Source organism: Sorangium sp. So ce693 (assembly GCF_051521375.1).
Taxonomy (GTDB): Bacteria; Myxococcota_A; Polyangia; order Polyangiales; family Polyangiaceae; genus Sorangium; species Sorangium atrum.
Window position 1 is genome coordinate 6,127,737 of sequence record NZ_CP150347.1, and the last position, 24,852, is coordinate 6,152,588.

20 protein-coding genes are annotated in these 24,852 nt (G+C 69.9%); 8 read left to right on the forward strand and 12 right to left on the reverse strand.

Going from position 1 to position 24,852, the window contains the following annotated elements; all coding sequences use genetic code 11:
* Positions 1-49: 49 nt before the first annotated feature.
* Complete coding sequence (locus tag WMF14_RS22910; protein WP_437803632.1) at positions 50-409, reverse strand: SLOG family protein; 360 nt, start codon at positions 407-409, stop codon at positions 50-52.
* A gap of 249 nt (positions 410-658) precedes the next feature.
* Between WMF14_RS22910 and WMF14_RS22915 the strand changes: the two genes are divergently transcribed.
* A complete protein-coding gene (locus WMF14_RS22915; protein ID WP_437803634.1) occupies positions 659-1,534 on the forward strand; it encodes an AraC family transcriptional regulator in 876 nt (291 codons plus the stop codon).
* A gap of 54 nt (positions 1,535-1,588) precedes the next feature.
* Here the strand turns inward: WMF14_RS22915 and WMF14_RS22920 are convergent, their stop codons facing one another.
* A complete protein-coding gene (locus tag WMF14_RS22920; protein ID WP_437803636.1) occupies positions 1,589-2,572 on the reverse strand; it encodes an MBL fold metallo-hydrolase in 984 nt (327 codons plus the stop codon).
* Positions 2,573-2,781: 209 nt separating this feature from the next.
* Here WMF14_RS22920 and WMF14_RS22925 point away from each other — a divergent pair, with 209 nt between their 5' ends.
* Positions 2,782-3,897 carry a hypothetical protein gene (locus WMF14_RS22925; RefSeq protein WP_437803638.1) on the forward strand — a complete coding sequence of 372 codons (1,116 nt, stop codon included), beginning with the start codon at positions 2,782-2,784 and terminating at the stop codon, positions 3,895-3,897.
* 167 nt (positions 3,898-4,064) lie between these two features.
* Here the strand turns inward: WMF14_RS22925 and WMF14_RS22930 are convergent, their stop codons facing one another.
* From WMF14_RS22930 to WMF14_RS22945, 4 genes are all read right to left on the reverse strand, one after another.
* Positions 4,065-5,837, reverse strand: a complete 1,773-nt coding sequence (locus WMF14_RS22930) for a CotH kinase family protein (protein WP_437803640.1) — start codon at positions 5,835-5,837, stop codon at positions 4,065-4,067.
* 366 nt (positions 5,838-6,203) lie between these two features.
* Positions 6,204-6,611 (reverse strand): Kazal-type serine protease inhibitor family protein, encoded by a 408-nt coding sequence (locus WMF14_RS22935; protein WP_437803642.1) that lies wholly within the window; start codon positions 6,609-6,611, stop codon positions 6,204-6,206.
* A gap of 563 nt (positions 6,612-7,174) precedes the next feature.
* Entirely contained in the window at positions 7,175-7,930 is a 756-nt protein-coding gene (locus tag WMF14_RS22940; protein WP_272092862.1) for a response regulator transcription factor, read from the reverse strand.
* Between the two features lie 411 nt (positions 7,931-8,341).
* Positions 8,342-9,340, reverse strand: coding sequence for an alpha/beta hydrolase family esterase (locus WMF14_RS22945; protein WP_437803644.1), 999 nt, complete (start codon positions 9,338-9,340; stop codon positions 8,342-8,344).
* Between the two features lie 494 nt (positions 9,341-9,834).
* Here WMF14_RS22945 and WMF14_RS22950 point away from each other — a divergent pair, with 494 nt between their 5' ends.
* Positions 9,835-10,656 carry a polysaccharide deacetylase family protein gene (locus WMF14_RS22950; protein ID WP_437803646.1) on the forward strand — a complete coding sequence of 274 codons (822 nt, stop codon included), beginning with the start codon at positions 9,835-9,837 and terminating at the stop codon, positions 10,654-10,656.
* Positions 10,657-10,693: 37 nt separating this feature from the next.
* Here WMF14_RS22950 and WMF14_RS22955 read toward each other — a convergent pair whose 3' ends face one another.
* Positions 10,694-13,027 (reverse strand): glycoside hydrolase family 15 protein, encoded by a 2,334-nt coding sequence (locus WMF14_RS22955; protein WP_437803647.1) that lies wholly within the window; start codon positions 13,025-13,027, stop codon positions 10,694-10,696.
* A gap of 713 nt (positions 13,028-13,740) precedes the next feature.
* On the opposite strand from WMF14_RS22955, the gene WMF14_RS22960 reads away from it, so the two are divergent.
* Both WMF14_RS22960 and nudC read left to right on the forward strand, forming a co-directional pair.
* Positions 13,741-14,787, forward strand: a complete 1,047-nt coding sequence (locus WMF14_RS22960; RefSeq protein ID WP_437803648.1) for an ABC transporter substrate-binding protein — start codon at positions 13,741-13,743, stop codon at positions 14,785-14,787.
* A gap of 112 nt (positions 14,788-14,899) precedes the next feature.
* Positions 14,900-15,709 carry an NAD(+) diphosphatase gene (gene nudC / locus WMF14_RS22965; protein ID WP_437803649.1) on the forward strand — a complete coding sequence of 270 codons (810 nt, stop codon included), beginning with the start codon at positions 14,900-14,902 and terminating at the stop codon, positions 15,707-15,709.
* A 43-nt stretch (positions 15,710-15,752) separates the two neighbouring features.
* Here nudC and WMF14_RS22970 read toward each other — a convergent pair whose 3' ends face one another.
* Positions 15,753-16,829 carry an ABC transporter substrate-binding protein gene (locus WMF14_RS22970; RefSeq protein ID WP_437804273.1) on the reverse strand — a complete coding sequence of 359 codons (1,077 nt, stop codon included), beginning with the start codon at positions 16,827-16,829 and terminating at the stop codon, positions 15,753-15,755.
* A gap of 237 nt (positions 16,830-17,066) precedes the next feature.
* Here WMF14_RS22970 and WMF14_RS22975 point away from each other — a divergent pair, with 237 nt between their 5' ends.
* Complete coding sequence (locus WMF14_RS22975) at positions 17,067-18,095, forward strand: hypothetical protein (protein WP_437803650.1); 1,029 nt, start codon at positions 17,067-17,069, stop codon at positions 18,093-18,095.
* A gap of 78 nt (positions 18,096-18,173) precedes the next feature.
* Here the strand turns inward: WMF14_RS22975 and WMF14_RS22980 are convergent, their stop codons facing one another.
* A complete protein-coding gene (locus tag WMF14_RS22980) occupies positions 18,174-18,725 on the reverse strand; it encodes a ferritin-like domain-containing protein (protein ID WP_437803651.1) in 552 nt (183 codons plus the stop codon).
* Between the two features lie 64 nt (positions 18,726-18,789).
* Here WMF14_RS22980 and WMF14_RS22985 point away from each other — a divergent pair, with 64 nt between their 5' ends.
* Positions 18,790-19,686, forward strand: a complete 897-nt coding sequence (locus WMF14_RS22985; RefSeq protein WP_437803653.1) for a LysR family transcriptional regulator — start codon at positions 18,790-18,792, stop codon at positions 19,684-19,686.
* Between the two features lie 24 nt (positions 19,687-19,710).
* Here WMF14_RS22985 and WMF14_RS22990 read toward each other — a convergent pair whose 3' ends face one another.
* Together WMF14_RS22990 and WMF14_RS22995 are read right to left on the reverse strand one after the other, a co-directional pair.
* The gene (locus tag WMF14_RS22990; RefSeq protein WP_437803655.1) at positions 19,711-20,202 is read right to left on the reverse strand and encodes a nucleoside deaminase; all 492 of its coding nucleotides are present in this window, start codon (positions 20,200-20,202) and stop codon (positions 19,711-19,713) included.
* On the reverse strand, positions 20,199-21,707 hold the full coding sequence (locus tag WMF14_RS22995; RefSeq protein ID WP_437803657.1) for a cytochrome P450: 1,509 nt from the start codon (positions 21,705-21,707) through the stop codon (positions 20,199-20,201). Before WMF14_RS22995 ends, WMF14_RS22990 begins: the two co-directional genes overlap by 4 nt.
* A 948-nt stretch (positions 21,708-22,655) precedes the next feature.
* On the opposite strand from WMF14_RS22995, the gene WMF14_RS23000 reads away from it, so the two are divergent.
* Entirely contained in the window at positions 22,656-23,249 is a 594-nt protein-coding gene (locus WMF14_RS23000) for a helix-turn-helix domain-containing protein (RefSeq protein ID WP_437803658.1), read from the forward strand.
* A gap of 348 nt (positions 23,250-23,597) precedes the next feature.
* Here WMF14_RS23000 and WMF14_RS23005 read toward each other — a convergent pair whose 3' ends face one another.
* Complete coding sequence (locus tag WMF14_RS23005) at positions 23,598-24,743, reverse strand: hypothetical protein (RefSeq protein WP_437803660.1); 1,146 nt, start codon at positions 24,741-24,743, stop codon at positions 23,598-23,600.
* Positions 24,744-24,852: the final 109 nt, after the last annotated feature.

A 24,852-nucleotide genomic window follows, 5' to 3' on the forward strand; every position in this document is an offset into this window, starting at 1 on the left:
CAGAACCTCTCAACAGGTGCGCTCGTGCCAGCCGCGCCCTCCGCGCCCCTCACTCCGCGAACACGCTCACCGCGACACCAGCCGCGTTCGCCAGCTCGACGAGGTGTCCCGACCCGCGGCTCTTTTCGATCGCGGGATGAAACACCAGCACCCGCACTACCCCGCTCGCCAGCATCCGCTTGTTGAGCCCCTTCCAGGCACCACGCTTGTACTTCGCATAGTCCGCCTCGTTCTTCGCCATAGGCTCCACGGCGAGCCCTAGCTCGGCTGCGACGCGCCCGGCGAGGGCATCCGCGCCCGGCGAGTCGCCGTGGATCACGGTCGCCCCCACCGGAAGCTTCGCCAGCTCGCGCCGGATCGCGCCCACGTCGGTCCACGCCACAGCGCCGGCGACGATCACACGCGTCATTCCGCCATCCTACCTTCGATGCGCGTGGGGCGGGAACATCAGGATGACCACACCCCCGCCTGGCCCTCCCGGCGCAGCACCTGCCCGCCGAAGCATCCCGCGCTGCGGGGCGACCGCCTCGCCGAGCGTCCTCGCGGCGAATTTCGCCCTATCCTCTCGACGAGCATGGGATCGAGAAGTGCAACCCGCCGTGCCCATGGGCAGCCCGCGCGCGGGGTGAGCACGACGCCCCCTCCGCCCGGGAGCGTCTTGACGGCATCCACCCCGCTCCTCGCCGGCTCGCCTAGGCCGGAAGCGTCTCGCGCGCCGGTCGACGTCGATGCGGTCGACCTGCCCGCGTTCGGCCTCGCCGATGATGTGCTGCCGTTCAGCGGCGACGTGCACGCGCACCGCAAGCACCAGCTGCTCTACGCGAGCGCGGGCGTCCTGCACCTCGAGGTCGGCAGCGCCCACTGGATCCTGCCGCCGCAGCGCGCGGCGTTCATCGCGGCCGACGTCATGCACCGCGCGCACGCCGCGGGGCCCGTCGCGCTGCGGACGGTGTACCTGTCGCCGCGGCTCACCCAGGTGCCGCTGCCTTCCGGCGACCCGCAAGGCGAGGAGCGCGTCGACTGCCGCGTCTTCGCGGTGACGCCGCTCGCGCGTGAGATGATCCTCCACGCGATGCGCTGGGGGCCAGACCACGGCGGGCGCGACGCGACCGCCTCGCTCTTCTTCAAGACGCTCGGGGCGCTCTGCCGGGAGTGGGTCGCCGAGCCGCTCCCCTTCAAGCTGCCTGTCGCGCGCTCGCCCGAGCTCGCTCGCGCGATGCGGTTCGCGCGCGAGCACCTCTGCGAGCACCCGACCCTCGACGACGCCGCTCGCGCGGCGCGCACCTCGACGCGCACGCTGTCGCGGCGCTTCGTCGAGGAGGCACAGACGACGTGGACCGAGTACCTGAGCACCGCCCGGATGCTGCGCGCGATGGAGCTGCTGGCCGGAGGCGGCGCCCGCGTCACCGACGCCGCGGTCGCGGTCGGGTTCGACAGCCTGGGGGCGTTCACCCGCGCGTTCGCCGCCTTCACGGGCGAGCGGCCGAAGGATTACCGGGCCCGCGCGCAGGCGAACGAGGCGAGCACGGGGTGAACCGGCGCGGCGCGCCCGGGCGAACAGCGCGCCCAGGCGGCCGCGCCGAGGCCTTCACTTGCTCGCGATCGCGTTCGCGAGCCCGTAGACGCCGTACTCGATCATGTAGGCGAGATCGTAGTCAGGGAACTCGGCGCTCGCGAGGGCCGCAATCTTCTTGTGGTGGCTCGGCGCCTCGGCCCCCGAGAGCTCGCTCTTCTTCTCGCCGAGCGAGGCGACGTAGCGCTCGACGAGGGACTCCATCGCGGTGAGGTACGCCTTCTGCTCGTCCACCGCGGCGCGCACCGGGGCGGTCTGCCCCCGGCCGCCGTAAACGGTGAGCCCGTCGAACTCCAGCAGCTCGTCGAGCGCCGCGCGCCACGAGGCGAGGTCCGGCGACGGCTTGCCGTTGCGGATGCCGCCCTCGAGCCACGCGTGCGCCTTGTGGTGCACGAGATCGCCGACGACGAGCGCCCTCGCCGAGGGGACGATCGCGACGGTCTGCGTCGTCGAGACGCCGGCGTGCTCGAGCTCGCGCAGCTCGACCGCGCCGGCCTGCAGCGGGAGCGAGTACGCCCCCTCGAACGTCACGTCGACGACGGCCTTCGGTGGGTACGTCTCCTCGGTGAACATGCCCGCGCCGACCATGTACGCCTTCTTGTAGGCGTGGACCTCGTCGATCGCGCCCGCGGTGGCGCGGCTCGCGACGACCTTCGCGCCGATCTTCTGGAACTCGGACGCGCCGTTGAACTTGTCCGGATTCGGGTGCGTCACCACGACGTACGTGATCGGGCTCTGCGTCTCGCTGCGGATCTGCGCGATGGCGCTCCTGGCGTACGCTCCCGTGAACTGGGCATCGAACACGACGACCTCGCGCCCGGTGTCGTAGTAATACGAGCGCGTATCAAAGCCGGCGGCGTCCGACGTGAACGCGGCGAGCCGCGCGGCCGGCGCGCCGGCGGGGCCCTCTGCGGGCACGCTCGGGCCCGCGGCCTCCGAGGCGCAGGCGGCGAGGGCGGTGAACGAGGCGACGGCGGCGGCGCGGATGAGCTTCGACATGGGGGATTCCTCTCTCGATGGCATCGCGGGGCGTCCTGCCCCGGAGATGGGGAGAAGATGCGGAGATCCGCGCTGGCGCGCTTCCTCCCGCAAGCCAATGTTTTGCTCGTGCACGCCAGCGTCGATCGGGCCGTCATCGTCACCCGGACACCTGATCTGGGACGGGAACGACGCAGGGCACCGCGCTGCGACGCCGGTGTCACCGCTTCATGGCACGAACTCGCCTGTCTTCAGCGGTCGTGGTAGCGCTGCTCCTCATGGCGAAGGCCGCACGCACGACGACGAAGCGCGGGACGCGCTCCCCGCAGGGGCGCCGTCGCGTTCGCGTCTACACGGCATGGCACCCGGTGCTCGTCGCGCTCCTCGAGCACGTGCTGCCCGCGGGCTGGTATCAGTGCATCTCGGAGTTTCAGCTCGCGCGCGAGCCGCTCCGCGTCGACCTCGTCATCCTTCGGCGCCGGCGGCGCGGCGCCCCGCCCAGGCCGAGCCTGCTCACCAGCGTCGTGGGCGAGCTGGCAGAGCACACCCTCGTGCACTTCAAGGGGCCGACCGACGAGCTCGAACGCGACGACGCCCGCATGCTCCTCGCTTACGCGCTGCAGTACCTCGTCGTTGCAGAGATTGAGGACCCCGCCTCCGTCGCCCTCCGCGTGCTCGCGCCCCGGCTGACCCCCCGCTTCGTCGAGGCGCTGAGATCGCTCGACTGCGCGCTCACGCCGACGGGACCGGGCACACACGAGGGTCGGCTCTGCATCTTCCCCCTGCGGGTGGTGGAGACGGTGCCGGCGAACGCTCGCGAGGGCGACCATCTGCTGTACACTGTGACGCCTGGGATGGTCGCCGACCCCGGCGGGATCCCGGCGCTCTCCCCGGCGGAGATCGCGGTGTTCTGGGCGCTCCTGGAGCATGTCGAGCAGCTTCGACGTCCGCTCCCGGGGCAGAGGAAGCGGCACATGAAGGACGAAAAGCGGGTGGTCGAGAGCTTCGAGAAGGTGCTCGCGCGCCTCGTCGCGCGGGTGCCGCCCAAGCAGCGGCTCGCCGGGCTCGCCCCCGAGCAGCGCCTCGCCGGGCTCGCCCCCGAGCAGCGCCTCGCCGGGCTCGCCCCCGAGCAGCGCCTCGCGGGTCTCGCCCCCGAGCAGCGGCTCGCCGGGCTCACCGAGGCGCAGGCGGTTCTCGCCCTGCCGGACGCGATGCTCCGCGCGTTGTCCGTGGAGTACATCGCGACGCTGCCTCGCGAGACCCAGGCGGCGATTCAAAAGCGCCTCGGGGCGGCCTCGCAGAGACGGCCGGCGCGTCGGCGAAAGCCGCGCAGCCCTTCGAGATGACGCCTCGAAGCCAAAATCGGCGACGGCCGAGACGAGACTCGTTCTTCCCGACCAGGCTCCAAACGAGCCAATCCTGCTGACGGTTCGTGCAGCCGCGCTTCGCGCGGTCGCCACCCGCCACCAGAGATGCCACACCCGCCAGGAACTGCGAGGTGACGGCTCGACCCTCACTGCTCGAGGTAGAGGGCCACCTCCGCTGTCCGTCCCTTGGCGTGGGCGATCAGCGTGGCGAGTCCGTTGTCGAAGTCCTCGGGCGTCATGAGGTGCGTGTGCCCCTCGATCTCGCCCTCCGGCCCGACGACGTACGGCGCGATCAGGTCGTGCGCCGCCTTGAACCACGCCGCTGAAGCGGCCGCCTCGTACTCCTCGGTGGCGGCCTGCGCCACGTAGCCGCGGTAGACTTCCAGATAGACCGGATCGTCGAGCAGGTAGCGGACGAGCGGCCATTGCTCGGTCACCTCGGCCATCGAGAGGGGCAGCGCCGTCAGCCCGATGGTCACGCCCGCGTCGGCGTCCGAGAACGCGAAGGTGTGATCCCAGGGGATCCACGTGAACTGCCCGCCCTTGTTCGGGTCCGCGTAGAGGTAGTAGTTGTGCGGCAGGCGGCCGTACACGTCCCAGTCCTCGATCACCGCGTTCAGCGCGAACCAGTGCAGGAAGCCGTCGACGTCGAGGCGCGCCTCGAGCCCCGCGCGCCAGGCGGCGGCGTCGGTCCGGTCGGCCTGCAGCGCGTCGAACAGCGCCCGCGCGTCCGAGAGATCGGTGTCGTCCTCGTTGTTCTCCTTGACGATGGTGTCAGGGTCCCACGTCTCCCACCGCGCGCCGGTGCCATCGGGCTTGTAGAGGTTGCCCTTGTGGCCGCCGAAATGGGTATCGAGGAACGACTCGTCCGACGGGAGCTCGATGCCGGTGTACAGCCCGAAATAGACGGGCCCTTCCCCGTGATCGATGAAGACCCGGTAGAACGCGGTCGCGGGCGCAGGGATCCCCGCCTTGGCGAAGATGTCGGTGCCGATCTTCTCGCGCAGGAGCGAGGGATCCAGGTACCCGCTCGCGAACGACATCGAGTCGAACCCGTAGAAGCGCTGATTCTTGGTCTCGGGATACGCATCCTCGAATCGATCGAAGTTGAGGCGCAGCGGCAGCTTCCAGTTGCCCGCGTTCCAGGGCAGGAGCAGGCTCGAGTTGCCCTTGAAGCGGATGCCGACGTGCTTCCACTGCCGATCCTCGGTGGCGACGTCGCACTCGACGTAGACAGGCGTGCGCGGGAGCAGCTCGACGCTGCTGACGAGCCCCGGATCGCCGCCCCCAGGGCCGGGCGGCATGCAGGCCAGCTCGCCCTTGACGTCGGTGCACGTCCCCTCGGTCTCGGTCCCGAAGATGTCGATCGTACAGCCGGCGTCCGCCGCGAGCCCCTCGCACGCGTCGATCCAGTCCTGCGGCGGCGTGAATTCGTCGGGGTCCTGCGGGTTCGGCTGGCAGGTCAGGCCGCCGGGGAGCTCCGTGCACGTCCCCGCGGCGTCGGATCCGAAGAGCGAGATCGTGCAGGCGTCGCCGGCCACGAGACCATCGCAGGCCGTGACCCACTCCGGAGGCGGCGTGAATGGACCGCCCTGCGAGCCGAACTCGCCGGCCATGTCCGTCATGTCGTCGACCATCTGCTGCCACTGCTCGGGCGTGACGGTGATGTCGATGCGGGGAACCCGGTCCTGTGGGAACGCGGCGGCGTAATCCGGCGGCTCCGTGGAGACACCGCCCGCCTCGCCGCCTGCGCCGTCGCCGCCTGTGCCGTCGCCGCCCGCGCCCTGCCCTCCGGTGCTGCTGCTCGCGCCGGCGCCCGTCCCGGTCGCGCCGGGGTCGTCGGACGAGCCGCAGCCCACGAGAGGCGCGGCCGCCAACGTGGCGAAAGGCAACAGGCAACGAAGAATTTTCAAGGTCATCGATCGCTCCTCAGCTCGCGTTTCGGGGCAATCTTATGTCAACTATGCATCGATTGTGTGACGAAACCTCGCGCCAGAAGCGTGCGGCATGCCGTGATCAGCCAGATCGGCCCGAAGTGCAGGGCTGGGGTGCGTGCAATTTTCCATATCAATCGCAACAAATTTTTCCATCGATGATGCAGTGGAGATTTCCACATGGAAGGAGGGCGGCGCAGGCGCGCCGCGCGCCCTCCCGCGGCGATCGTGCAGGCCCCTCCGCTCCCCGAGGAGAGCAAGGTAGGTCGACATCGACGCGGGAGGACGGCGAGAGCTATCGAGTCGACGCCGCGGGGGGACGAGGCCCATCAGGCCCCCCGCGGCGCGCGCTCACGGGAGCGCGCCGCACTTGCCGGGCGACGCGACCGAGACGCCCGCCGCGTTCGCGAAGCATGCATTGCTGTACGTCTTGCCGTCGCAGCCGCAAACGGGATTGTACTGCTGGGTGCACGCCTTCGGGATGGGCGCGCAGACGCCCGTCTGATCGCCCGCGCCGCACTGCGCCTTGATGTCGTAGTCACAGAAGAAGCCGCGCTCGCACGCGATCCCGGCGATGCCGCCGCAGACGCCGCCCTGTGACCCGCCGCCTCCCCTCACCTCACTGGACTCGGAGACGATCGATTCGGGCGCATCGTCGGCCACCTCCAGCTGACAGCCCGCGGCGAGCGGGGCCATGGCGAGCGCGAGCCAGACGACGGATGCAATGCGACTGTCCTTGAACCAAGCCTGAACGTTCATGATGTTTCCTCCAATGTCGCCTCGCCGCTCCCGGCAAAGCGATGTTCGTGCGCGAGCCCCTCCTCTGGAGAGAAAGGGCGCCTTGCGCCGAGCGCGAGCGCGGCGCGTCATCCATGTCATCCCCCTGCCGATCGGTCGGCGAGCATGAGAGTCCGCTCGACGCGACCTACGTGCGATGAGACCTCGAACCGACGGTCGCAGCGCCGCGGGGGCACGGTCTCCTTGGACAGTCTCCTTGGCAGGAGTCAGGCCACACGTCGGGCGGGGCGGTTTCCACCGCGTGCACGTCCGGCTGCGGCGTCAGGGGCCGCGCGGATCGGGCGAAAGCTGCGCAACGTGAGCAAGGGCTTGCGCAACCTGCCCTCGCAGCGTGGCCTGCGCGGCCCTCTCACGATCACCGACGGCGAGGTGAGCCACGAGCCAATCCAGTGCTGACGGGGAGCGCGTCCATCGCCGATGTGACCGTCGCGCCGCCGTATGCCAGGCGACCGTGAGGCTCGCGCTCTCCCGGCGAGCGCTCGTCGCTCTGCGGGCCGGCCAGCGGCGCGCGCTCGCGTCGCCCCTCAGCCCAGGAGCCCCCGCTCGCCCAGCCACAGCGTCGCGCCGGCGCGGCTGTAGATGCCGAGCTTGTCATAGGCGTGGGCGATGTGATGCTGCACGGTCTTCTGGGAGATGTGAAGGACGACGGCGATCTCGCGGTTGGTCTTGCCGACCCCGACGAGCCGCAGCACCTCCAGCTCGCGCTCCGTGAGCGCCCTTCGTGACCGGACGGGCCGAGCGCACTCGCCGCTCGGAGGAGCGCTCGGAACGGGATCGGTCGCGAGCAGATAGTTGTACGTCGTCCCGCGTCCCCCGGCGAGGCGATGGGTCCAGATCGGGTTGGCGCAATAGAGCTCCAGCATCTCCTTCGTGTACCCGATCACGAAATGCTCGAAATACGGGTGCCAGGCCGGGAGGTCGCGAACTCGAAATTCGACGCCGGCGTCCCGCAGCGCCGCTTCGGAGCGGCTGTCGGTCTCGGAAAAATAACGATGCCAGAGGGTCGGAATGGCCGTGACCAGCGAGGACATCTCCGGATCTCGGACGAAGCGCTTCAGCGGGCCATCGACGAGCGCCCAGCGCGCCGACTCGGCGCCGAGCTCGAAGAGGGCGTCCTTGCGGTCCGGATAGAATCTCCGAACGAGCTCGTCGTGGAACGTGAGGAACTCGGGCAGCGGAACCAGGCTGGTCGCCGTGATCGGCTGCCTGAACCACGGATGGCTCAGCGCCATGTCACGAAAGAGGCCGCGCCACGCTTCCGAGCCGAATCTCCGGCTCACCAAGGTTTTTCGCGTCAGGATTGTGGTTCCGCTGACCTTCATGGGAAGCTCGTTGGCGCCTCCCGCTGGACGACGAAGCCGCTCGGGAGGCAGGCTCCCAAAGTATCACTCGTCACGTCGAACGATCAAGGCGTCGGCCGCCAACGTGCGAGTTCGCGTGTCACGCCGCAGCTACGATCAAGCGGTATTTGCACACCAACAGCAGATTCTTCTGATGGCGCTGCAGGCTGACAGACCGCGCTGTGGATGCGCAGCGTCATTGCATCCCACAGCGGGTCGTATCTCGATGTCAGCGGAGTCGCTCGAACGTGGAGGCGGGTGTGAGCAGGACGGCGACGATCGGGGGACGCCGTGCAGCGGAGTGGAGGGGACGCGCCGCGTCGAGCACTCAGAGCGCGCGTCAGAAAGCGGTTACGGCAGGGTGTGCCGCTTCAGGACCGGCCAGCCGACCGCGGCGTTGCCGTAGTCGTGACCCCCTCCCTGCTTCGTGCAGAGGGCCACTTCGACGCCGCCCTCGCAGTTCGAGAAGGTCGAGCAGCCCTTGCTGTCTTCGGCCGATGGCGAGCCCGTGCACTTGTTGATCTGGCCCCACTTCTCGAGGGTCGATTTCGCCCCGAGGAACGTGATGGGCATGCCGCTCACCACCGCGGAGTATCCACCGGCGTAAGGCACGATCGGATCCCCGGTGCTGCGGAACGAGATCACGGTGATGGGGCGCGACGGCTTGCAGTCGCCGATGTTCTCCTGCAGGAGATCGAAGGCGGCGGGCGCCACGGCGGCGAACGTGTCGGCCGCGTGGCAAGCGAGGTAGTGGGACATCCCGCCTCCCATCGAGAAGCCGACCGCGTAGATGCGCTTGGGGTCGATGCAGGCGGTCTCCTGGATCTCGGCCACCATCGCCTTGACGAAGGCCACGTCGTCGGTGTTCTTCACGCAGCAGGGCCCCACGTTCCAGGCGCCGCCCGACGGACCGGACAGCCCTGACGGGAAGGCCATGATCACCCCCTCCGGGTCGGTCTGCGCCGGATACGGCGAGCCCGATCGCTCCGACGGGCCAGAGCCGCCGAGGGGGTGGAGGTCCACCACGAGAGGCACCGGCTTGCTGCCGTCGTACGCGGCAGGGACATGCAAGACATAGCTGCGGTTCGAGGAGCCGATCGTGATCGTCTTGTTCGTGTCGCCGGCCCTCAGCGCGGGCGATGGGCAGGTGATGGCCTCGCCGCCACCCGCGCCGCTCGTGCTCGCGCCGCCACCCGCGCCGCTCGTGCTGGCGCCCCCACCTGCGCCGCTCGTGCTGGCGCCCCCACCAGCGCTGCTCGTGCTGGCGTCGCCGCCGGCGCCGCTCCCACCGGCGCCATCGCTGCCGGTGCTGGTGCTGCCGCTGGCCGAGCCCGTCGTGCTTCCCGACACGCTGCCGCTGCCGCTGCCCGAGGTGCTGCTCGTGCTGGCGCCCGCGGTGGGGCCGCCGCCGTCGCCGCCGGCGCTGGTGGTCCCGTCGCTATCGCCGCCGCAGCCCCAAAGGGAGATGCCGAGCGCTCCCAGTACCAGAATCAGCTTCGGTAAACTCGTTCGTCCGTACGTCATTGGTCAGCACCTCTGTCCGGTGGGTTCAAGACCGCCATCCGGTGCTCGGGTCACGTCCTCGAAAGCGTGGGACAGCGCCGCCCTCGTCGTCCCGGCTCGCCGTCCGTCGTCACATGACCCGATGCACGTGGCAGTCATATCCGAGGCCGTTGGCTTGCGGCATGGGCATACCGGCCTATGCCTCGACGCCGTCGCAGCCGCTCGCCGTCCCGGGAGCATCTCCAGGCGTTCCTGGAAGGCGCAGAGCGCGCTGGTCTTCCCGGAAGGGCGCCGGAGGCCCGGGCACGGTCGATGATACGGCGACGTGTTCCGTGGAGATCATGCCCACGGACAGGGGCTGTGCGCGGCGCCTCGCGACGCGCCGACAGCAGGCGGTGCTGGCGTTCATCGTGGCGTGCCTCGCCGCCGTGCTCCTCTCCCCGGTCCACCTGACGCGGCGTCACCCGGGCGCCGTTGTCGTGTCCATCGAGTTCGACGACACGCTGGCGGATCAGCTCTCCGCGCGCTCCATCCTCGCCGAGCACAGGATGCATGCCACGTTCTTCGTGAACAGCGGTGCGCTCGACCGCCCCGGCCACCTGACGGTCGCGCAGCTCCGCGCGCTCGCGTCCGACGGCCATGAGATCGGCGGCCACACCATCAATCACGTGCGGCTGCCCGGGCTCAAGGTCAGCGAGCAGCGCCGGCAGATCTGCGATGATCGCCGCGCCCTCCTCGCGCTGGGCTTCGCCGTGAGCGACTTCGCCTACCCCTGGGGCGCTCACGATAGCGTCAGCGTCGAGCTGGTGCGCTCCTGCGGTTACGACAGCGGAAGGCGCGCGGGCGGGCTCGCGTTCCCCTCGTGCATCGTGTGTCCACGGGCGGAGTCCATCCCTCCGCGCGACCCCACCGCCACCCGCGCGCCCGGCTCCCTCAGCCGCAGCCAGGGCGTCTCCACGATCCAGGCTATCATCCGCAGCGCGCAGCAGGACGGCGGATGGATACAGCTCATCTTCCACCATGTCTGTGACGCCTGCGGCAAGTACAGCATCTCCAGACAGGACTTCTCCACACTCCTGGACTGGCTCGCGGAGGAGCGCGACGCGGGCCGCCTCGTCGTCCTGACGGTGCGGCAGGTGATCCACGGCGAGGTGCCTCGCTAGGCTGCCTGTGGCGTGGACGAGGCGCCCCCGATGCGGATCAGTCGCGGAGCGGAGGAGCCGCGCTCGTCCCGCGAGGGGTCGCGTCCCCTCGGGTGGCGCCTCCGGCGCTGCTCATCGGCCGGCGGAAGAGCGTCGCGTCGTCGTGCGCGCGCAGGGCCAGGACGAGCTCGGCGTGCGCCCACCCGAGGGGCGCCGCCGAGCCGGTCGGCTGGCCGGCGCGGGGCCCGCGATCGAAGACCTGCTCCGGCAGCATCTGGGACGAGGTCGCGAAGCGCCCCATCGCGTCGAGGTAGGGGCGCATCCTCTTGCGCGCCGCCGCCGGCGAGCTGGGCTTCTCGAGCGCCCTCGCGAGCTCGTACTCGGCCCTCTCGCCCGTGAGAATCGGCCATAACATGCCTCCTGTCCGCTCACCGGAGAGCGGGTCGAAGCCATACCCGTCGCCGACATAGCGATAAAATCCCGGGCCGACCCCGGGGACCTCGACGCGCAGCGCGGCGTCGCAGGCCGCGAGCGAATCGGCGATGTTCGCCGCGAGCGCCGGGCGCACCCCGAGGACGACGAGCCTGAGGAAGCCGCAATCGACGATGTCGCGCTCCAGCCAGGAGCGCCCACGCAAGACGTAGCGTCGCTCGTCGTTCGGGTCCCTCGGTGCGTCCGGGCTGCCGGTCCCGTCGACGCGCACGAAATACCGCCCGTTGGCGGTGCCCCCCTGGGTGGTGAACGTCCAGCCGTCGATCTGCCGGGCCCAGCGCTCGGCCGTCTCTCTGTACCGGGCCTCGCGCTCGGGGTCACCCATCGCGCCAGCGATCTCCGCGGCGTGGACGAGCGCTGTGCAGACGAAGGCCAGGGTCGACGGCGAGACGCCCGAGACCTCCTCCCATCGATCGAGCGGGGTCCAGGGGCCGAAGGCGACAAGGAAATCGGCGGCGCGGCGCGCGAGATCCCAGCACGCGCCGGCCGCGACGAGCCGCTCCTCGACCACGTGATAACAGAGGTCGATCGGCTGCGCGACCTGATCGAGCTCCAGGCCTCGCCAGTACGGCTCTCCGTCGGACCAGGTGTTCTGGTAGAACGAACCCTCCTTCGAGACATGGAGAGAGCCGAAATCCCAGGTGCCGTCCGACGCGGAGAGCTGGATACCTTTCATGAACCGCATCGCGGCCACGGGCGAGCGCGTGTCGCCTGCGGCGAGCAGCGCGAGCGCGATCTGGCTGAGATCACGCGGCCACACGAGGTGGTAACCGCCCGTGATCGTGCTCGACGTCCTCGGCGAGATCGCGCTCGCCCGGTCGAGCCTGACGTCGCCCCAGGGCACGGACGGCGACGCGATGAAGGCCCCAGGGTGCGCCCTGTCCTCGAGGGACTTCATCACCGCCACCGAGCTCCGGTAGAGGCGCGCGAGGTCGGGCGAAGCGCTCCCGAGCGGGCGGAGGGACGCCTGATAGGCGCGCCACTGGGCGCGGTACCTGTCGAGGAGCGCGTCGGGGTCCTCGCCGAGCGACGCCTGGGCGGCGCGGTGGGCCTCGTCGATGTCGCGTCCGAAGCCGAGCGCCAGCGTGAGCTCACAGACCCCGGGCGAGAGCGGGAGATCCAGCTCCCCGGTCAGCACGACGTCCCCGTCTTTCGCGTCGCGGTAGTGCGCGGTCAACGTGCGGTGGTTCTGCAGGTCCCGATAGCCGTCGCTCTCGGTCCCCGAGAAGCCGGCTGTGGCGTCGCGCCAGCGGATGGAGGTCACGAGGGCCTGGGCGAAGGGGCCTTGCCAGGCGAACAGCCCCGCTCCCGGCGCGCCTCCGGTGCTCGCCATCGCGCTGTCACCGAGCGGCGTGTTCCCCGCGCTGGGGTTGTGAAGGACGAAGAACCTGAGCCCTCCGACTTTCCTGGTGATCCTCAGGCGCTGCAGGACCACGTCCCTGTCGGGATCGGCGAAGATGATCTTCTCGATCCTGAACCTGCCGCCCGGATCTTCCGTGATCACCCGGAAAGCCGGCACGCCGCGCTCGATCCAGCGGACGCTCCGCCGCGCGTCTCGCCGCTCCTCGAAGAGGCCTCTGTCGGCCGCCGTGACGAGCAGCTGGCTGTCCCGCGTCTGCGGGGTATCGTTCGTCGGCCAGAACACCTCGGTCAGGATGCCGCTCGCTCCGGTGAACCATACATTGCTGATCGGGGCCGTGTCGGAGCGCGCCGAGTACTTCAGGTCCTCGTCGTAGCTCTCGTACGCGGCGCCGAAGAGATCCTTGGAGCCTTGAGACCAGCTTCCCGCGGACGAGGACCCGGGCGCCGCGCCCGAGGGCGTTGCGGCGCGCGCCACGCCAGCGAGCGGGAGCGAGGCGCCAAGGGCTGCGAACAGCAACGTTCTCCCGAGAATTCGCATGGACCGGCTCCGACCTGCGATGAACGCGCCGCGCGTCGGTCTCGAAGCGTGCAACGCCCGGTCCATTGACGCCCAGCCCACCGCCCTCAACGCATGGCCGACGCTCCTCCGCTGGGGTCATCGGCCTGGCCTAGCGCGGCGCTGTGTGCGTCTCCTGCGCGCGTCGGCGTGAGCACCGAGGTTCCCCTGGGGCAGCGCGCGTTCCGCCATCCCGCCCGCGCGCCGCCGCGAGGCAGGCCGGTCGCCGCTGTCGCGCGCGGTGAAGCAGGAAGAGCGCCATGAAGCGGACAGTCGCGCGTCGGGCTCGACCTGGAGCGGCGTACCTGACGTGCTCGCGCGGCAAAGAGGGAGGTTGTGGCAGGAACTCCTGGATCGACAGGAGGCGGCTTGTCCAGGCATGGCAGTAATAGCAATCCAGGTGCCGCGACGCGGAGCGCCCGTCTCCCGCCGTGGAGGGTGGTCCTGGGGCCGCAGGAGCGGCCTTCTGCTGTTGCGCCAGTGCACGGATTCGAGCAGCCCCTCGCCGCCACTGTTGCTCCAGCAGCAGCTCCTCCGCAGCTTGAGCGGCAAGCTCGTCGCCTCCGACCATCGCTCTCCCCAGAGAAGAACGTCACCACGCGATGTCCACTTTCGCTCGGACAGCTCATCCGTTATAGTGGACGAATCGTCCGTTCGATAGTTCGCGACGGACGCCCAACGGAAGGGAGCTTTGCATGAAACAGCTGTTCAAGCTGCTCGCCCTGGTGCTCGCGCCGCTCGTCATCGCGCTGAGCGCCCAGGCTGCAGAAAAACCGAGCGAGATCCGCGTCGCCAACCCGGGCGTGGGCGTCGGCAATCGCCCGGTGGTGGGGGGCTCGGCCTGGTCGCTGCTCAACCTGAACAGCGCGCTCGAGAGTGAATTCAAGAGCGATGGGGTGCCGGTGCGCTGGAACTTCCTGCGCGGCGCCGGACCGGCGGTGAACGAGACGTACGCCAACGGGTTGACGGATTTCTCGCTGCTCGGCGATCTGCCGTCGATCATCGGCCGCGCCGGCGGCCTGAAGACGCGCATCCTCGCGAGCGGGCCGAAGAGCAACCTGTACATCGCCGTGCCCGCGGACTCGCCGATCCAGAGCGTCAAGGATCTCAAGGGCAAGCGCTTTGCGGTGTTCAAGGGCACCTGCCTGCAGCTCTCGGCGGCGCGCATCCTGGAGGCCAACGGGCTCAGCGAGCGCGACACCCGCGCCATCAACATGGACAACGCTACCACCAAGGCGGCCCTGGCGACCAAGGACGTCGACGCCGCCATCGGCGGCCCTGACCTGCTCGCCCAGCGCGATCAAGGCATCGTGCGCATCATCTATTCGACCAAGGGCGACCCCCGCTACACCTGCAACAGCACCATCATCGGCTCGGACGACTTCATCCGAAAGTACCCCGAGATCACCAAGCGCGTGGTGCGGCAGTACGTCCTGGCAGCGAAGTGGCTCGCGGATCAGGAGAAGGACCTGAGCGCGGCATACCGCGTCTGGTCGCGCTCCGGCGTCCCGTTCGCCGCCTTCAAGGAGGACTGGGCCGGCGAGTCGGTGCGCGACAGGGACAGCCCGCTCGTGGACGCGTACGTGATCGCTCGCTACAAGACGAGCATCGCCGACGCCAAGCGCCTGGGCCTGATCCGCGCGACGTTCGACTTCGAGCCCTGGGTCGACCGCAGCTTCCTCGATCAAGTCCTGAGAGAGGAGAAGCTCGAAGGTTTCTGGAAGCCCCGCACGCTGCCCTGACGCAGCCAGGAGCTCGAAGCGGAGCTGCCGGGTGAGGCGACCCGAGCTTCTGCCGCGCGCTGTCGTGCGCGGCGCTGGCGGCGCTCGGCGAGCCTGGTACCCTGGCCCCGCGATGAGGGTCGACGAAGATGTCGTGGTGATCGTGCGCGGGCTGGAGGTGGTCGTGGAGCGCGCCGGCGGGCTGTTCCTCGGCCGGCGCGACACCATCGAGGCGTTCGCCGATCCACCCGTGTTCCTCGGCAGGTTCGAGGGTCGCGGCTGGTACGCGGCGCGAGCTCGGCCCAGCGTCGAGCTTCCGGCCGAGCTCGCGTTCGCCTCGGTCCGCTCCCTCTTCTCCGAGCTGCCCGAGCCCACGTTGCACATCCTGGGGCGCGCGCTCGCTGGGGTCGAGTTCGACGAGACGCACCGCTACTGCGGGCGCTGCGGAACGGCCACCCAACAGGACGCCGCGGCCTCGGACGGGCGCGAACTCAGCGTCGGTGAGCAGACGCGGCGCTGCCCGAGCTGTGGGCTGAGCGTGCACCCGCGGATCGCGCCCGCCGTGATCGTGCTGGTGGAGCGCGACGATCGCGTGCTCTTGGCGCGCAGCGCGCGCTTTCCGCCCGGGCGCTTCAGCGCGGTGGCGGGCTTCGTGGAGATCGGCGAGTCGCTCGAGCAAGCGGCTGCGCGCGAAGTCGGCGAGGAGGTCGGCGTTCAGATCCGAGATCTGAAGTACTTCGACAGCCAGCCGTGGCCGTTCGGCCGCTCGCTGATGATCGGCTTCTCGGCCACGTATGCCGGCGGCGCGCTCACGCCGGACGGCCACGAGATCGTCGAAGCCGACTGGTTCTCGCGCGAGCAGCTGCCCGACCTCCCACCCAAGGTCAGCATCGCGCGCCGTTTGATCGACGCCTTCGTCCGGCGCTCCGCGCCGCTGTCTTGAGCAACGGCGCACGCCAGGCCATCCCCTCGGCGACCGACGTCGCCTATTTCGCGGCCTGGTCGTTCGCGTAGGGGTTGAGCTCGTTCGTGTAGACGCGGCTCAGGGCGATCTCCCCCGGCTTGAGCTCGCCGCTCTTGACCATCCAGTCGATCCATACTTGAAAATCGCGCTCCGTGATCAGGCCGCCCTTGCCGGCGACGCCGTAGCTGCGCCAGAACTTGATGGCCGAGTCCTCCTCGTTCCGGCCGCGCTTTTTCATCAGCGCGATGCAGCGCGCCACCACCGTCTCGCGCGGGGTGTCCCGGGCCCACTCGATGGCCTTGGCCGTCGCCTCGACGAAGCGCCGCGCGGTCTTGGGGTTTTCCTTGATGAAGCTCGTCTTCATCACGTAGCTGCCCGCGGTGAACTTGCCGTAGAGCTCATAGTCCGAGAACAGCGAACGGATGCCGCCGCGCTCGAGCGCGCGATCGCGGTAGATGTCACCGAGCGTCGCCACGTCGACCTGCTTTTCGCGGAGCAGCTGCTCGCCGTTCACCGGGGGAATGACGAGCAGCGTGACGCGCCGGGCTTCCTCCGGCGTGAGCTGGCCTCGCGACAGAAACTCCTTGACCATGAACTCGCTGTGGGCGCCGAGGGTGTTCATGGAGATCGTCTTGTCCAGCAGATCGCGCGCGGTGCGCAGCGGGCTGTCGTTCAGCACGTAGAAGCCGCTCTGGCGTTGCTCGTCGACACCGTAGTAGCCCGCGACGGCGATGATGGGCGCCTTGGCCGCGATCAGCTTGATGATGGCGCCGTTGAAGGCGCCGCCGAAGTCGGTGTCGCCGGTGACCACGGCCTGCACGCTCTGGGGGCCGCTCACCGTGCTGCCGACGAACTGCAGGCGGATCGGCGCGAGGTAACCGAGATCTTCCGCGAGCTCGATCGGCGACACCGTGCCGTTGTTGCCCTGATAGCGGAGCTCGAGCGTCTCGAACTCGCTCCCAGATCCGGCGTCGGAGGCACGCGAAGCGTCGTCGCGCGAGCAGCCCGCCGCGCCGCACGACACCAGCAGGGCGAAGAGGAGGACCGCACGCAACGCGGCGCGGAGCAGGCCAGCAGGGATGGGGCGCAGAGGAGCCATATCCGTTATATTAGACGAACATCCGCTACAGTACAAGCCCCTACTCTTGCCGACGAACTCGCGCGTGCGTCGGAACGCGTGGCGCTCGACGCACCTGGCACAGGTTTTCCTTGAACGCTGTCTTGCATCAAACCGCGCGGTTTTGTCGGGATCCTCCCGCGCGCGGCCCTGGCACTCTTTGGCACAGGAGCGAATCCAATGACAGACCTACGACCAACCTGGTTTCGATTGGGCCCCGTGTTCTCGCTCGCGATCGCCCTTTCTGGCGCGCTCGCGGGCTGCGGGCCGATCGGCTGGACGACCTGTGAGTACGACGGCGTCGAGTACAGCCCCGGCGACGAATTTCGTGACAAGGAAGGGTGCAACAGCTGCTCCTGCACGGAGGACGGGAACGTCGCCTGCACCGATATGATTTGCACCTCCGACTGCACCTGGGGAGGGGTCACGCACGCGCCGGGCGAGTCGTTCCCTGCCGGGGACGGCTGCAATAGCTGCTTCTGCATGGAGGACGGGAACGTCGCCTGCACGCTGATCGACTGCACCGGAGGCTGCATTTACGACGGGCTCGCCTACCCGCCCGGTGAGTCGTTCCCGGCGTCCGACGGGTGCAACACCTGCACCTGCGATCCCTCGGGCTCCGGGAACGTCGGCTGTACCAAGATCGCGTGTCACGGCTGTGAACGAGACGGCATCGGTTACGCGGCGGGGGCGCCGGTCCCACCGGACGACGGCTGCAACAGCTGCACGTGCAACGCGGACGGCGAAATCGTGTGCACGGACGTGGCTTGCCCGGAAGGCTGCACGTATGGAGGCGTGGAGTACAGGCCGGGCGACAGCTTCCCTGCTCTCGACGGCTGCAACACCTGCTCGTGCAGCGAGGATGGCAGCGTCGCATGCACGGAGAAGGGCTGTCTGGAGTCCTGCACCTACGGAGGTGTGAAGTACAAGCAGGGCGACAGCTTCCCCTCCCTCGACGGCTGCAACACCTGCACCTGCACCGCCGGCGGGGGCGTGGCGTGCACCGAGCGCGCTTGCGGCTGCGACGCGTCGAGCGAGTGGTGGCGCCAGTACGTGAGCACCAGCCCGGAGGAGTGCGCGCTCATCGACTTCGCCTGCACCGGAGGCCTGACCTACGTCTCCAACGAGTGCGGCTGCGGCTGCGAGCAGGACCCGAGCTGCCCGCCCTCGTTCAACTGCATGCCACCTCAGGCGTGCGATGTGGACGAGATCAAGAAGCGCTGCCCGTACTCCACGATCGCATTCTGAGCGGATACGTCGCGCTCGCCCCGCGCGCTGCGTGACGGCCGAGCTGGTGGGGCCGCCGTGAACGAGCCGCGGCGCGGATCACGGCGCGAGGCCGAGCGCGCGGCGGCCGAGATCGTGCGCGCCCTGCGTCGTCGCCAGCGCCTCCGCGCCGGCGAGCTCCGCGAAGGCGCGCGCGTGGAAGCGCTCCTCGGGCAGGATGCGCTCGAACACCGCGCGCACGTCGGGGGGCGCCTCCGGGTCGGCCGCGATGACCTCGATGCGCTCGAGGCGCATGCGCTCGGAGTGCGCGCCCACCGCGCACCCGGTCTCGAGATCGCGGACGATATCGAGGGTCTCCTTCCAGTAACGCTCGCGCTTCGCGCCGATCTTCGGCTCGATGCCGCGGGCGGTGAGCAGGTCCCCCACCCAGACGGCGTGGCGGCGCTCCTGCCCGGCGATGACGCCGAGGATCCGGTGCGCGCGCGTTCCGGGCTCGGCGAACGCGTCGCGCAGCATCTCGATGCGGCCGGCCGCGGTGGCCTCGCCGCGGTATTGATCCAGCAGCCAGGCGACGAGCGCCTCCGGATCCTTCTTCACGGCCTCCCACCAGGCGTGGCTGTCTCGGAGAACGACGGGATTCGAAGCGTTCATGGCGGCCTCCTTCGACGCTCGATCTGGGGGACCGGACCATCGACGTCGACTAGAATGATCGGATATGCCATCGGCTGGACCGATACTCGACGGCGACCTCCTCCGCGCCTTCGTGGCCTTCGCCGACACCCTCAATTTCACGCACGCCGCGCGGCGCGTGGGGCTCTCGCAGCCGGCGCTCTTCGAGCGGGTGCGCCGGCTCGGCGACGAGCTCGGGACGCCGCTCTACGAGCGCGCGGGCAAGCAGATCCGCCTCACCGATCGCGGCCTGCGCGTGGCCGCGCACGCCCGCGACGCGGTCGCGCGGGCCGAGGCGTTCGCGCGGGATCTCCGCGGCGAGCCGCAGCGCGAGTCGGTCACGCTCGCCGCCGGCGAGGGCGCCTTCCTCTACCTGCTCGGCCCGGCCCTGGCGCGCTTCGCCGCCGAGGAGGCGAGCCTCCGCCTGCTCACGCTGGGCGCGCCGTCGGCCTGCGCGGCCGTGCGCGCGGGCGAGGCGCACCTGGCGGTCGGCGTGCTCGATCTCGTGCCGCCCGAGCTCGTTGCGCGCGACGTGCTGCGCACGCCGCTCTGCGTGGCCATGCCGCGCCGCCACCGCCTCGCGCGCCGCCGCTCGCTGCGCCTCATGGATCTCGCGGGCGAGCGCCTCGTGCTGCCCCCCGCGGGCCGATCGCACCGCGATCTGATCGGCCGCGCCATCGCGCGCCTCGGCCACGAGGTCGATCCGCCCATCGAGGCCGACGGCTGGCCGCTCATGCTCCAGTTCGCGGCGCTCGGCCTCGGCGTCGCCGTCGTGAACGGCATCTGCGCGCCGCCGCGCGGGGTGATCCTGCGGCCCGTGCCCGAGCTGGGGACCGTGTGTTATCGGCTCGTCACCCGCCGCGGCGCCGAGCTGCCTCCGGCGGCCGAACGGCTGGCGGCGCGGATCGTGGAGATCGGCAAGGGCGCCGCGCGGGCGGGGTGATGGCCCGTCGGGACGCGGAGCGGGCTAAGAACGCTCCACGGCGCTTCGCAGGAGCGCCACGGCGGCCTCTCGCAGGACCGGCCCGTCCACGCGCACGGCGGGCGAGGCGTTCGCAAGCACCTCGTGGCAGCGCACCGGCAGCGCCCGCCCGCCGAGCGCCGCGATGATGTCCTGCGTGCTGGCTGCGTAGACGATGCGGCTCACCCCCGCCCAGAACAACGCCCCCGAGCACATGGCGCAAGGCTCCCCGCTGGCGTACACGGTGCCACCCTCGAGCGCTTCCGGGCCGTGCGCCGCGGTCGCTTCACGGATCAACACCACCTCGGCGTGTGCGGTGCAGTCTCCCTGCCCAGCGTTGGCAGTGCGCCGCTGGTTGCTGCTCACCTGGAGCACCTGACCGCCTTGCACGAGCACCGCGCCGAACGGCATGTTGCCGGCGCGCAGGGTGTCGCTCGCGGCGTCCACGGCGAGCTGCATGAAGCCAACGTCCAGGGGGTCGCCTACTTGATGGGTCATGGTAAACCGACCTCACCGTTCACTGCACTCGAGCGCTGGATCACGCCTGCGGGCGCGCAGCGCGCAGGCGTCAGATGGATACGGAGCTGACCGATCGGGCGTGCCATGCCGCCCATCATGAGGTCGAGCCATGCGCGCGGCCGGCGAAGCACCTCGATCCGGAAGTCGCGCAGGAGCACGGTGAGCGCAATTCCCAACATCGTGTAGGCGAGCGTCCGGCCAGGACAGAGGTGATGGCCGAGCCCGAACGCGCCAAACCGCCGATCCTTGACTGCCGGGCTCTGGAAGGCGTCCGTCTTCATGTCGCAATACCGCTCGGGCTCGTAGCGAGCCGGATCGTGGTAGAAGGACGAGTCGCCGTTGACAAGCCCCATCGACATCCCGATGAGGCTGCCGGCCGGGATCACGTGGCCGCCCAGCTCCACCGGCCTCCGCGAGAGCCGCCAGAGGCCGCCGTTGCCATGGAGACGCAGCGACTCGTTGATCGAGCGGAGCAACACCGGCATGCGGCAGAGCGCGCCGAGATCGAGGGCTTGCCCATCCTGGAGGGCGCGAGATTGCTCCTCGAGCACCGCCGCGAGCGCCCGCGGGTGCTCCAGCAGCTCCGACAGGCTCGCGGCGAGGCTCATGGCCGTGTTCGTGTGCGCGCCGAGCACCGCGCCCATCACGGCGAGCGCCGCATTGCGGAGCTGCTCGGGCGTCGCGGCCGTGGGCTCGTCCCCGAGGGAGCTCTTGATGACCGCGTGGAGGTAACCTTCCGGATCGGCGCCGCCCTCGGCCGCCACGCGCCGCACCTCGCTCGTGAAGATCGAGAGGATGCGCTCCCGCGCCTGCTTGCGGCGCCTCGCCGAGGGCGTCTCGATGGGCAGAAAGAAGCCCGTGAGGTTCAGCTCGCTCTCGAGGATGTGGAACTGGCGCGCGAGTTCGTCGCACAGCGCCTCGGAGATGGCGTCGCCGCACACGAACCGGCAAGCCATGTGCAGCACGAGGTCGTTGGCGAGCGCGAGCGCGTCGATCTCGCCGACGCCGGCGAGCCGCGCGCGCAGGAACCGCGCCGTGAAATCCGCGAGAGGGCCGCTCTGGCGACGCACGGACGCGCCGGAGAGCGCGCGGAGCACGTGGGGCTGGACCTCGACGAAGAGGTCTTCGCCGAGGATCCTGCCGGCGAGCCGCCGGTACGCGTCCACGAGGTTCAGCTCTTCGCCCGCGTCGATGAAGCGCTCTGCGGCGTCCTTGCCGCCGACGAACGTGAGAGGCAGCCCGAACAGCGATAGGGTAAATACATCACCAAGCGCCTCGTGGCCTGCGCGCTGGAGCTCGGTCGGGTCGGCCAGCAGCGCGATCGCCGCGCCGATGCCCGGCACGATCACCCCCAGCCGCGGCGGCCCCGCCCCGTTGGACCGGGGCTCGGCGCGGACGAGCGCACGCACGATCTTCCGCCGGGTGCGCCCGGTGAGAGGCTGGGGAGCGCTGCTGTCCACCTGCGGTCGAGATGTATTTTGCATGCAATGCTGACTCCAACGCTCGCATAGGAGCGAGAGTCACGACCGCTGTTAAGGAAGAGCCGAATGCCACGCTCGCCCATGGGCGTCATCCGTCTGCTGCCCCTTGGTGATCCTCCCCCCACCCCCATCGTGCCGCGCGCCCCCTCACGACACCGCGTCTGTCTTCATCCGATTTATCCGCCGTCAACGATTGAACAGGGCGAGACGACGAGGCAGCGACTGGGCTTGTGCGATGCCTTCACGGTCGCTGCGTCAGCTCATCCTCCTGCACCGCCCATGCGGTGTCAACGGTAGAGGCCGGTCGCCCGCGGCGTCCTGCGGGGTAGCTCCCCGACCGGGCCCGACGCCGGTGTCGATCCGCGAACTCCCACGGCAAGGCTCAGGGCGCTGCCATTGCCCAGGCGGCCCGCGATCGGCGCCAGCGAGCCAGCCCCGGGTGAACGTCGCCGGCGAGAGATCCGGGGGGCAAGCACCTCTACGTTCAACACCGCATTGCCGGACACGCGCTGCGCGGGCCCTGGGCTCGTGATCTTCGGAATGCCCGGAAGGCCCTCCCCGCTCCCTTCGCCCCCATGGCGTGAGCGGGTGCCGGGAGGCGCGCGGCAGAGGCATTCGACCGGACGCTCGTTCCCGCACGCCTGGCGAGTCCGCTCGGCGGGGCTGACCCGAGAGCGCGCTCGACGTTGCCGAAGACATGCCGGCGCGGCGCGCGGATGGCCTTCGGGATCCGGGTCCTCGCTCACGTGGTCGACGCCACCGGTTGCCCAGACCGGCCCAGCCTGCTTGCAAGCTCTCGACTGTCGGAGCGTTCGTGCTACTACGGCGCCCCCGATGAACGCCTCGGACGCGATCAAGGAGCGGGTGGACCGCTTCGTCAAGGACATCCTGAGCCTGGTCGAACGGGTTCAGGACGAGCACCGCGCCGCAGCGCACCGGACGGTGACGACGATGCTGGCCGATCTGGAACGGCCAGCGACGAACGCCTCCTCGGAGCGCCGTCCGAAGCCCCGGAAGGCGCCCGCGCGCGCCAAAAGGAGCGTGGCGAGGCCTACGAGGAGCGGGAAGCAGGGCGCGCTCTCGGGTGCGTCAAGCTCCTCGACGACGGCACCGTCCGCGGGGAGGACCTCGGCACCGTCCGCGGGGAGGACCTCGGCACCGTCCGCGGGGAGGACCTCGGCACCGTCCGCGAGGAGGACCTCGGCACCGGCATCCGGCGCGGACCGAGCCACGGCTGGCACGATCACCGCGACGGGAGCCTCGACGAGCGATCGGGAGGCCGTGGTGCTCGAAACTGTGCGGTCCCTCGTGCGAGGGACGGCGACGGAGATCGCCACGCGCAGCGGGCTACCGAACGGGAGCGTGTACGTCGCGCTTCGCGCGCTCGTGGCTCGCGGCCGCGTGGCGAGAGCCGGGACAGCGAGGGGCGCCGAGTACAGCCTCGTCTCGTCGGGCGGGATCCGGCCCTTCAAGCGCGTGAAAGCTGCGGGGCCCACCAGCCCTGCGGAGATGGAACGGACCCCCGACGCCGAACTCGCGGAGTAGAAGATTCCACTCAGGCACGAGATCGTCGCGGCGCGTTGAAATCAGGTTGAGAGCCAGAGAGAATCAATAGGAAGGCGGGAAGGCAGGAAGAGAAGCCCACGAATTCTTCCTGAGGTCGTCGTGCCCTTTGGTTCGGAGGCACACCGCGTTTCCGCTCGGCGCCCGTCGCCCACAGGGTTGACCGGGGTAGCGCGGACCGGTTGCAAGCGGCGAAGGCGCCGGGCGCCTCCGTCACGCCGGCGATGGCACCGAACCCGAAGGGGCGATGCCAGCGCTGGTGTCGGGGCCCCATCGCGCAGGCGCGTGCGGTGATCGGCCCACGCATGCCCCTGGACGCGAAATCCACGTTCAACGCGCGTTGATGGAGAAGATCGGATAGAAGCCGACGTCGCCTTCGGAGAACCGCCGGGCGAGCTCGGGGACCTCGTCGAAGCCGTAGATTCGCTCGTCGACCTCGGGCATCCAGCCCTCGGCCTCTGCGTACGCGACCGCCTCCACGCCCTGGGGGTAGCGCGCGTAGTGCGTGTTGACGTGCTGGTGACGCGCGATGCACTCCGACGCGCGAAGCATGGAGAGGACCATCCCCTCCTTCCACCCAGCGCTGGTGATCACCCCCTGGCGCCCGAGCGCCTTCAGCGTCGCACGGAAGACCGGCGTGCCGATGTAGTCGATGAAGATCTGCACCTTCGTCCCGGCCGTGCGCCGCTCCACCTCCTCCAGGAACCTGCCCTCGGCCTCGAGGTACGATCGGCGGTAGGCCGCGTCGGTCACGAACCGGCGCTCATCGTAGCTGAGCTCCCCGAACTGGCGGCGATCGAGGGCCGTCACGCCCGTCTTCCGGATGAGCTCGAGACGCCTGTCGTTGCCGGAGAGCATCACGGTGGTGCACCCGTGCCGCCGCGCGAGATCCAGCTCCGCGAGCGTCGTGCCCCCGCCCCAGCCCCAGACGTGCGGCGACGGGAGCTCTTCGCGCGGGACCTGGAGACGGAACGAGCCATGGGCCTGCACCCAGTTCGACCACGCCGTCACGTAGCGCCCCGAGAACGCCGCCCACTGGGGCAGCGAATGACGGGTGTCGTCCGGGAGGCGGATGATCTCGTGCGGCCGCAGGATCATCCTCGTCGCGAGGCAGCCCATGGTGCCCGGCGCGTCGTACGCCATCGCCTTCTCGGGGTAGCCCCACGCGTCGACCACCGAGGCGCAGAAGATGATGCCGACATCACCAGGCTCGAGCCCCTCGACGCCCGAGCCGACCTCGAGCACGCGGACCACGCCGGTGTTTCCGATGATCACCCGGGGCTCGCCGCGCTGCTTGCAGATGTCGACGGGCTTGCGAGAGAGCGCATGGTTCATGTTGCCCTCCCAGCACCCGAACAGCGGCTCTGCCAGGACCTCGGAGCTGGCGATGTCGCGGAGATCGAAATCCTCCTGGACCAGCTCCGCGAGCTCTCCGATGTCCGTCCCCGTACCCGGATAAAGGAACCAAGCTTTCACGCTGTGCGGCAAGGGAACCTCCGTCGGACCTCCATCGAACTCCGTCGAAAAGAGGGGCCGCGCTCTGAATGGACACGATTTGCCAAGACCTCTCCTGTGCGATGCGCCC

Bases quoted from the DNA above. Each gene is read 5' to 3' on its own strand.
- WMF14_RS22910 (WP_437803632.1), bottom strand. From the start codon at position 409: ATGACGCGTGTGATCGTCGCCGGCGCTGTGGCGTGGACCGACGTGGGC.
- WMF14_RS22980 (WP_437803651.1), bottom strand. From the start codon at position 18,725: ATGAACGCTTCGAATCCCGTCGTTCTCCGAGACAGCCACGCCTGGTGG.
- WMF14_RS22990 (WP_437803655.1), bottom strand. From the start codon at position 20,202: ATGACCCATCAAGTAGGCGACCCCCTGGACGTTGGCTTCATGCAGCTC.
- WMF14_RS22920 (WP_437803636.1), bottom strand. From the start codon at position 2,572: ATGTCGAAGCTCATCCGCGCCGCCGCCGTCGCCTCGTTCACCGCCCTC.
- WMF14_RS22955 (WP_437803647.1), bottom strand. From the start codon at position 13,027: ATGCGAATTCTCGGGAGAACGTTGCTGTTCGCAGCCCTTGGCGCCTCG.
- WMF14_RS22925 (WP_437803638.1), top strand. From the start codon at position 2,782: ATGGCACGAACTCGCCTGTCTTCAGCGGTCGTGGTAGCGCTGCTCCTC.
- WMF14_RS22985 (WP_437803653.1), top strand. From the start codon at position 18,790: ATGCCATCGGCTGGACCGATACTCGACGGCGACCTCCTCCGCGCCTTC.
- nudC (WP_437803649.1), top strand. From the start codon at position 14,900: ATGAGGGTCGACGAAGATGTCGTGGTGATCGTGCGCGGGCTGGAGGTG.
- WMF14_RS22935 (WP_437803642.1), bottom strand. From the start codon at position 6,611: ATGAACGTTCAGGCTTGGTTCAAGGACAGTCGCATTGCATCCGTCGTC.
- WMF14_RS22960 (WP_437803648.1), top strand. From the start codon at position 13,741: ATGAAACAGCTGTTCAAGCTGCTCGCCCTGGTGCTCGCGCCGCTCGTC.
- WMF14_RS22995 (WP_437803657.1), bottom strand. From the start codon at position 21,707: ATGCAAAATACATCTCGACCGCAGGTGGACAGCAGCGCTCCCCAGCCT.
- WMF14_RS23000 (WP_437803658.1), top strand. From the start codon at position 22,656: ATGCTGGCCGATCTGGAACGGCCAGCGACGAACGCCTCCTCGGAGCGC.
- WMF14_RS22950 (WP_437803646.1), top strand. From the start codon at position 9,835: ATGCCCACGGACAGGGGCTGTGCGCGGCGCCTCGCGACGCGCCGACAG.
- WMF14_RS22930 (WP_437803640.1), bottom strand. From the start codon at position 5,837: ATGACCTTGAAAATTCTTCGTTGCCTGTTGCCTTTCGCCACGTTGGCG.
- WMF14_RS22970 (WP_437804273.1), bottom strand. From the start codon at position 16,829: ATGGCTCCTCTGCGCCCCATCCCTGCTGGCCTGCTCCGCGCCGCGTTG.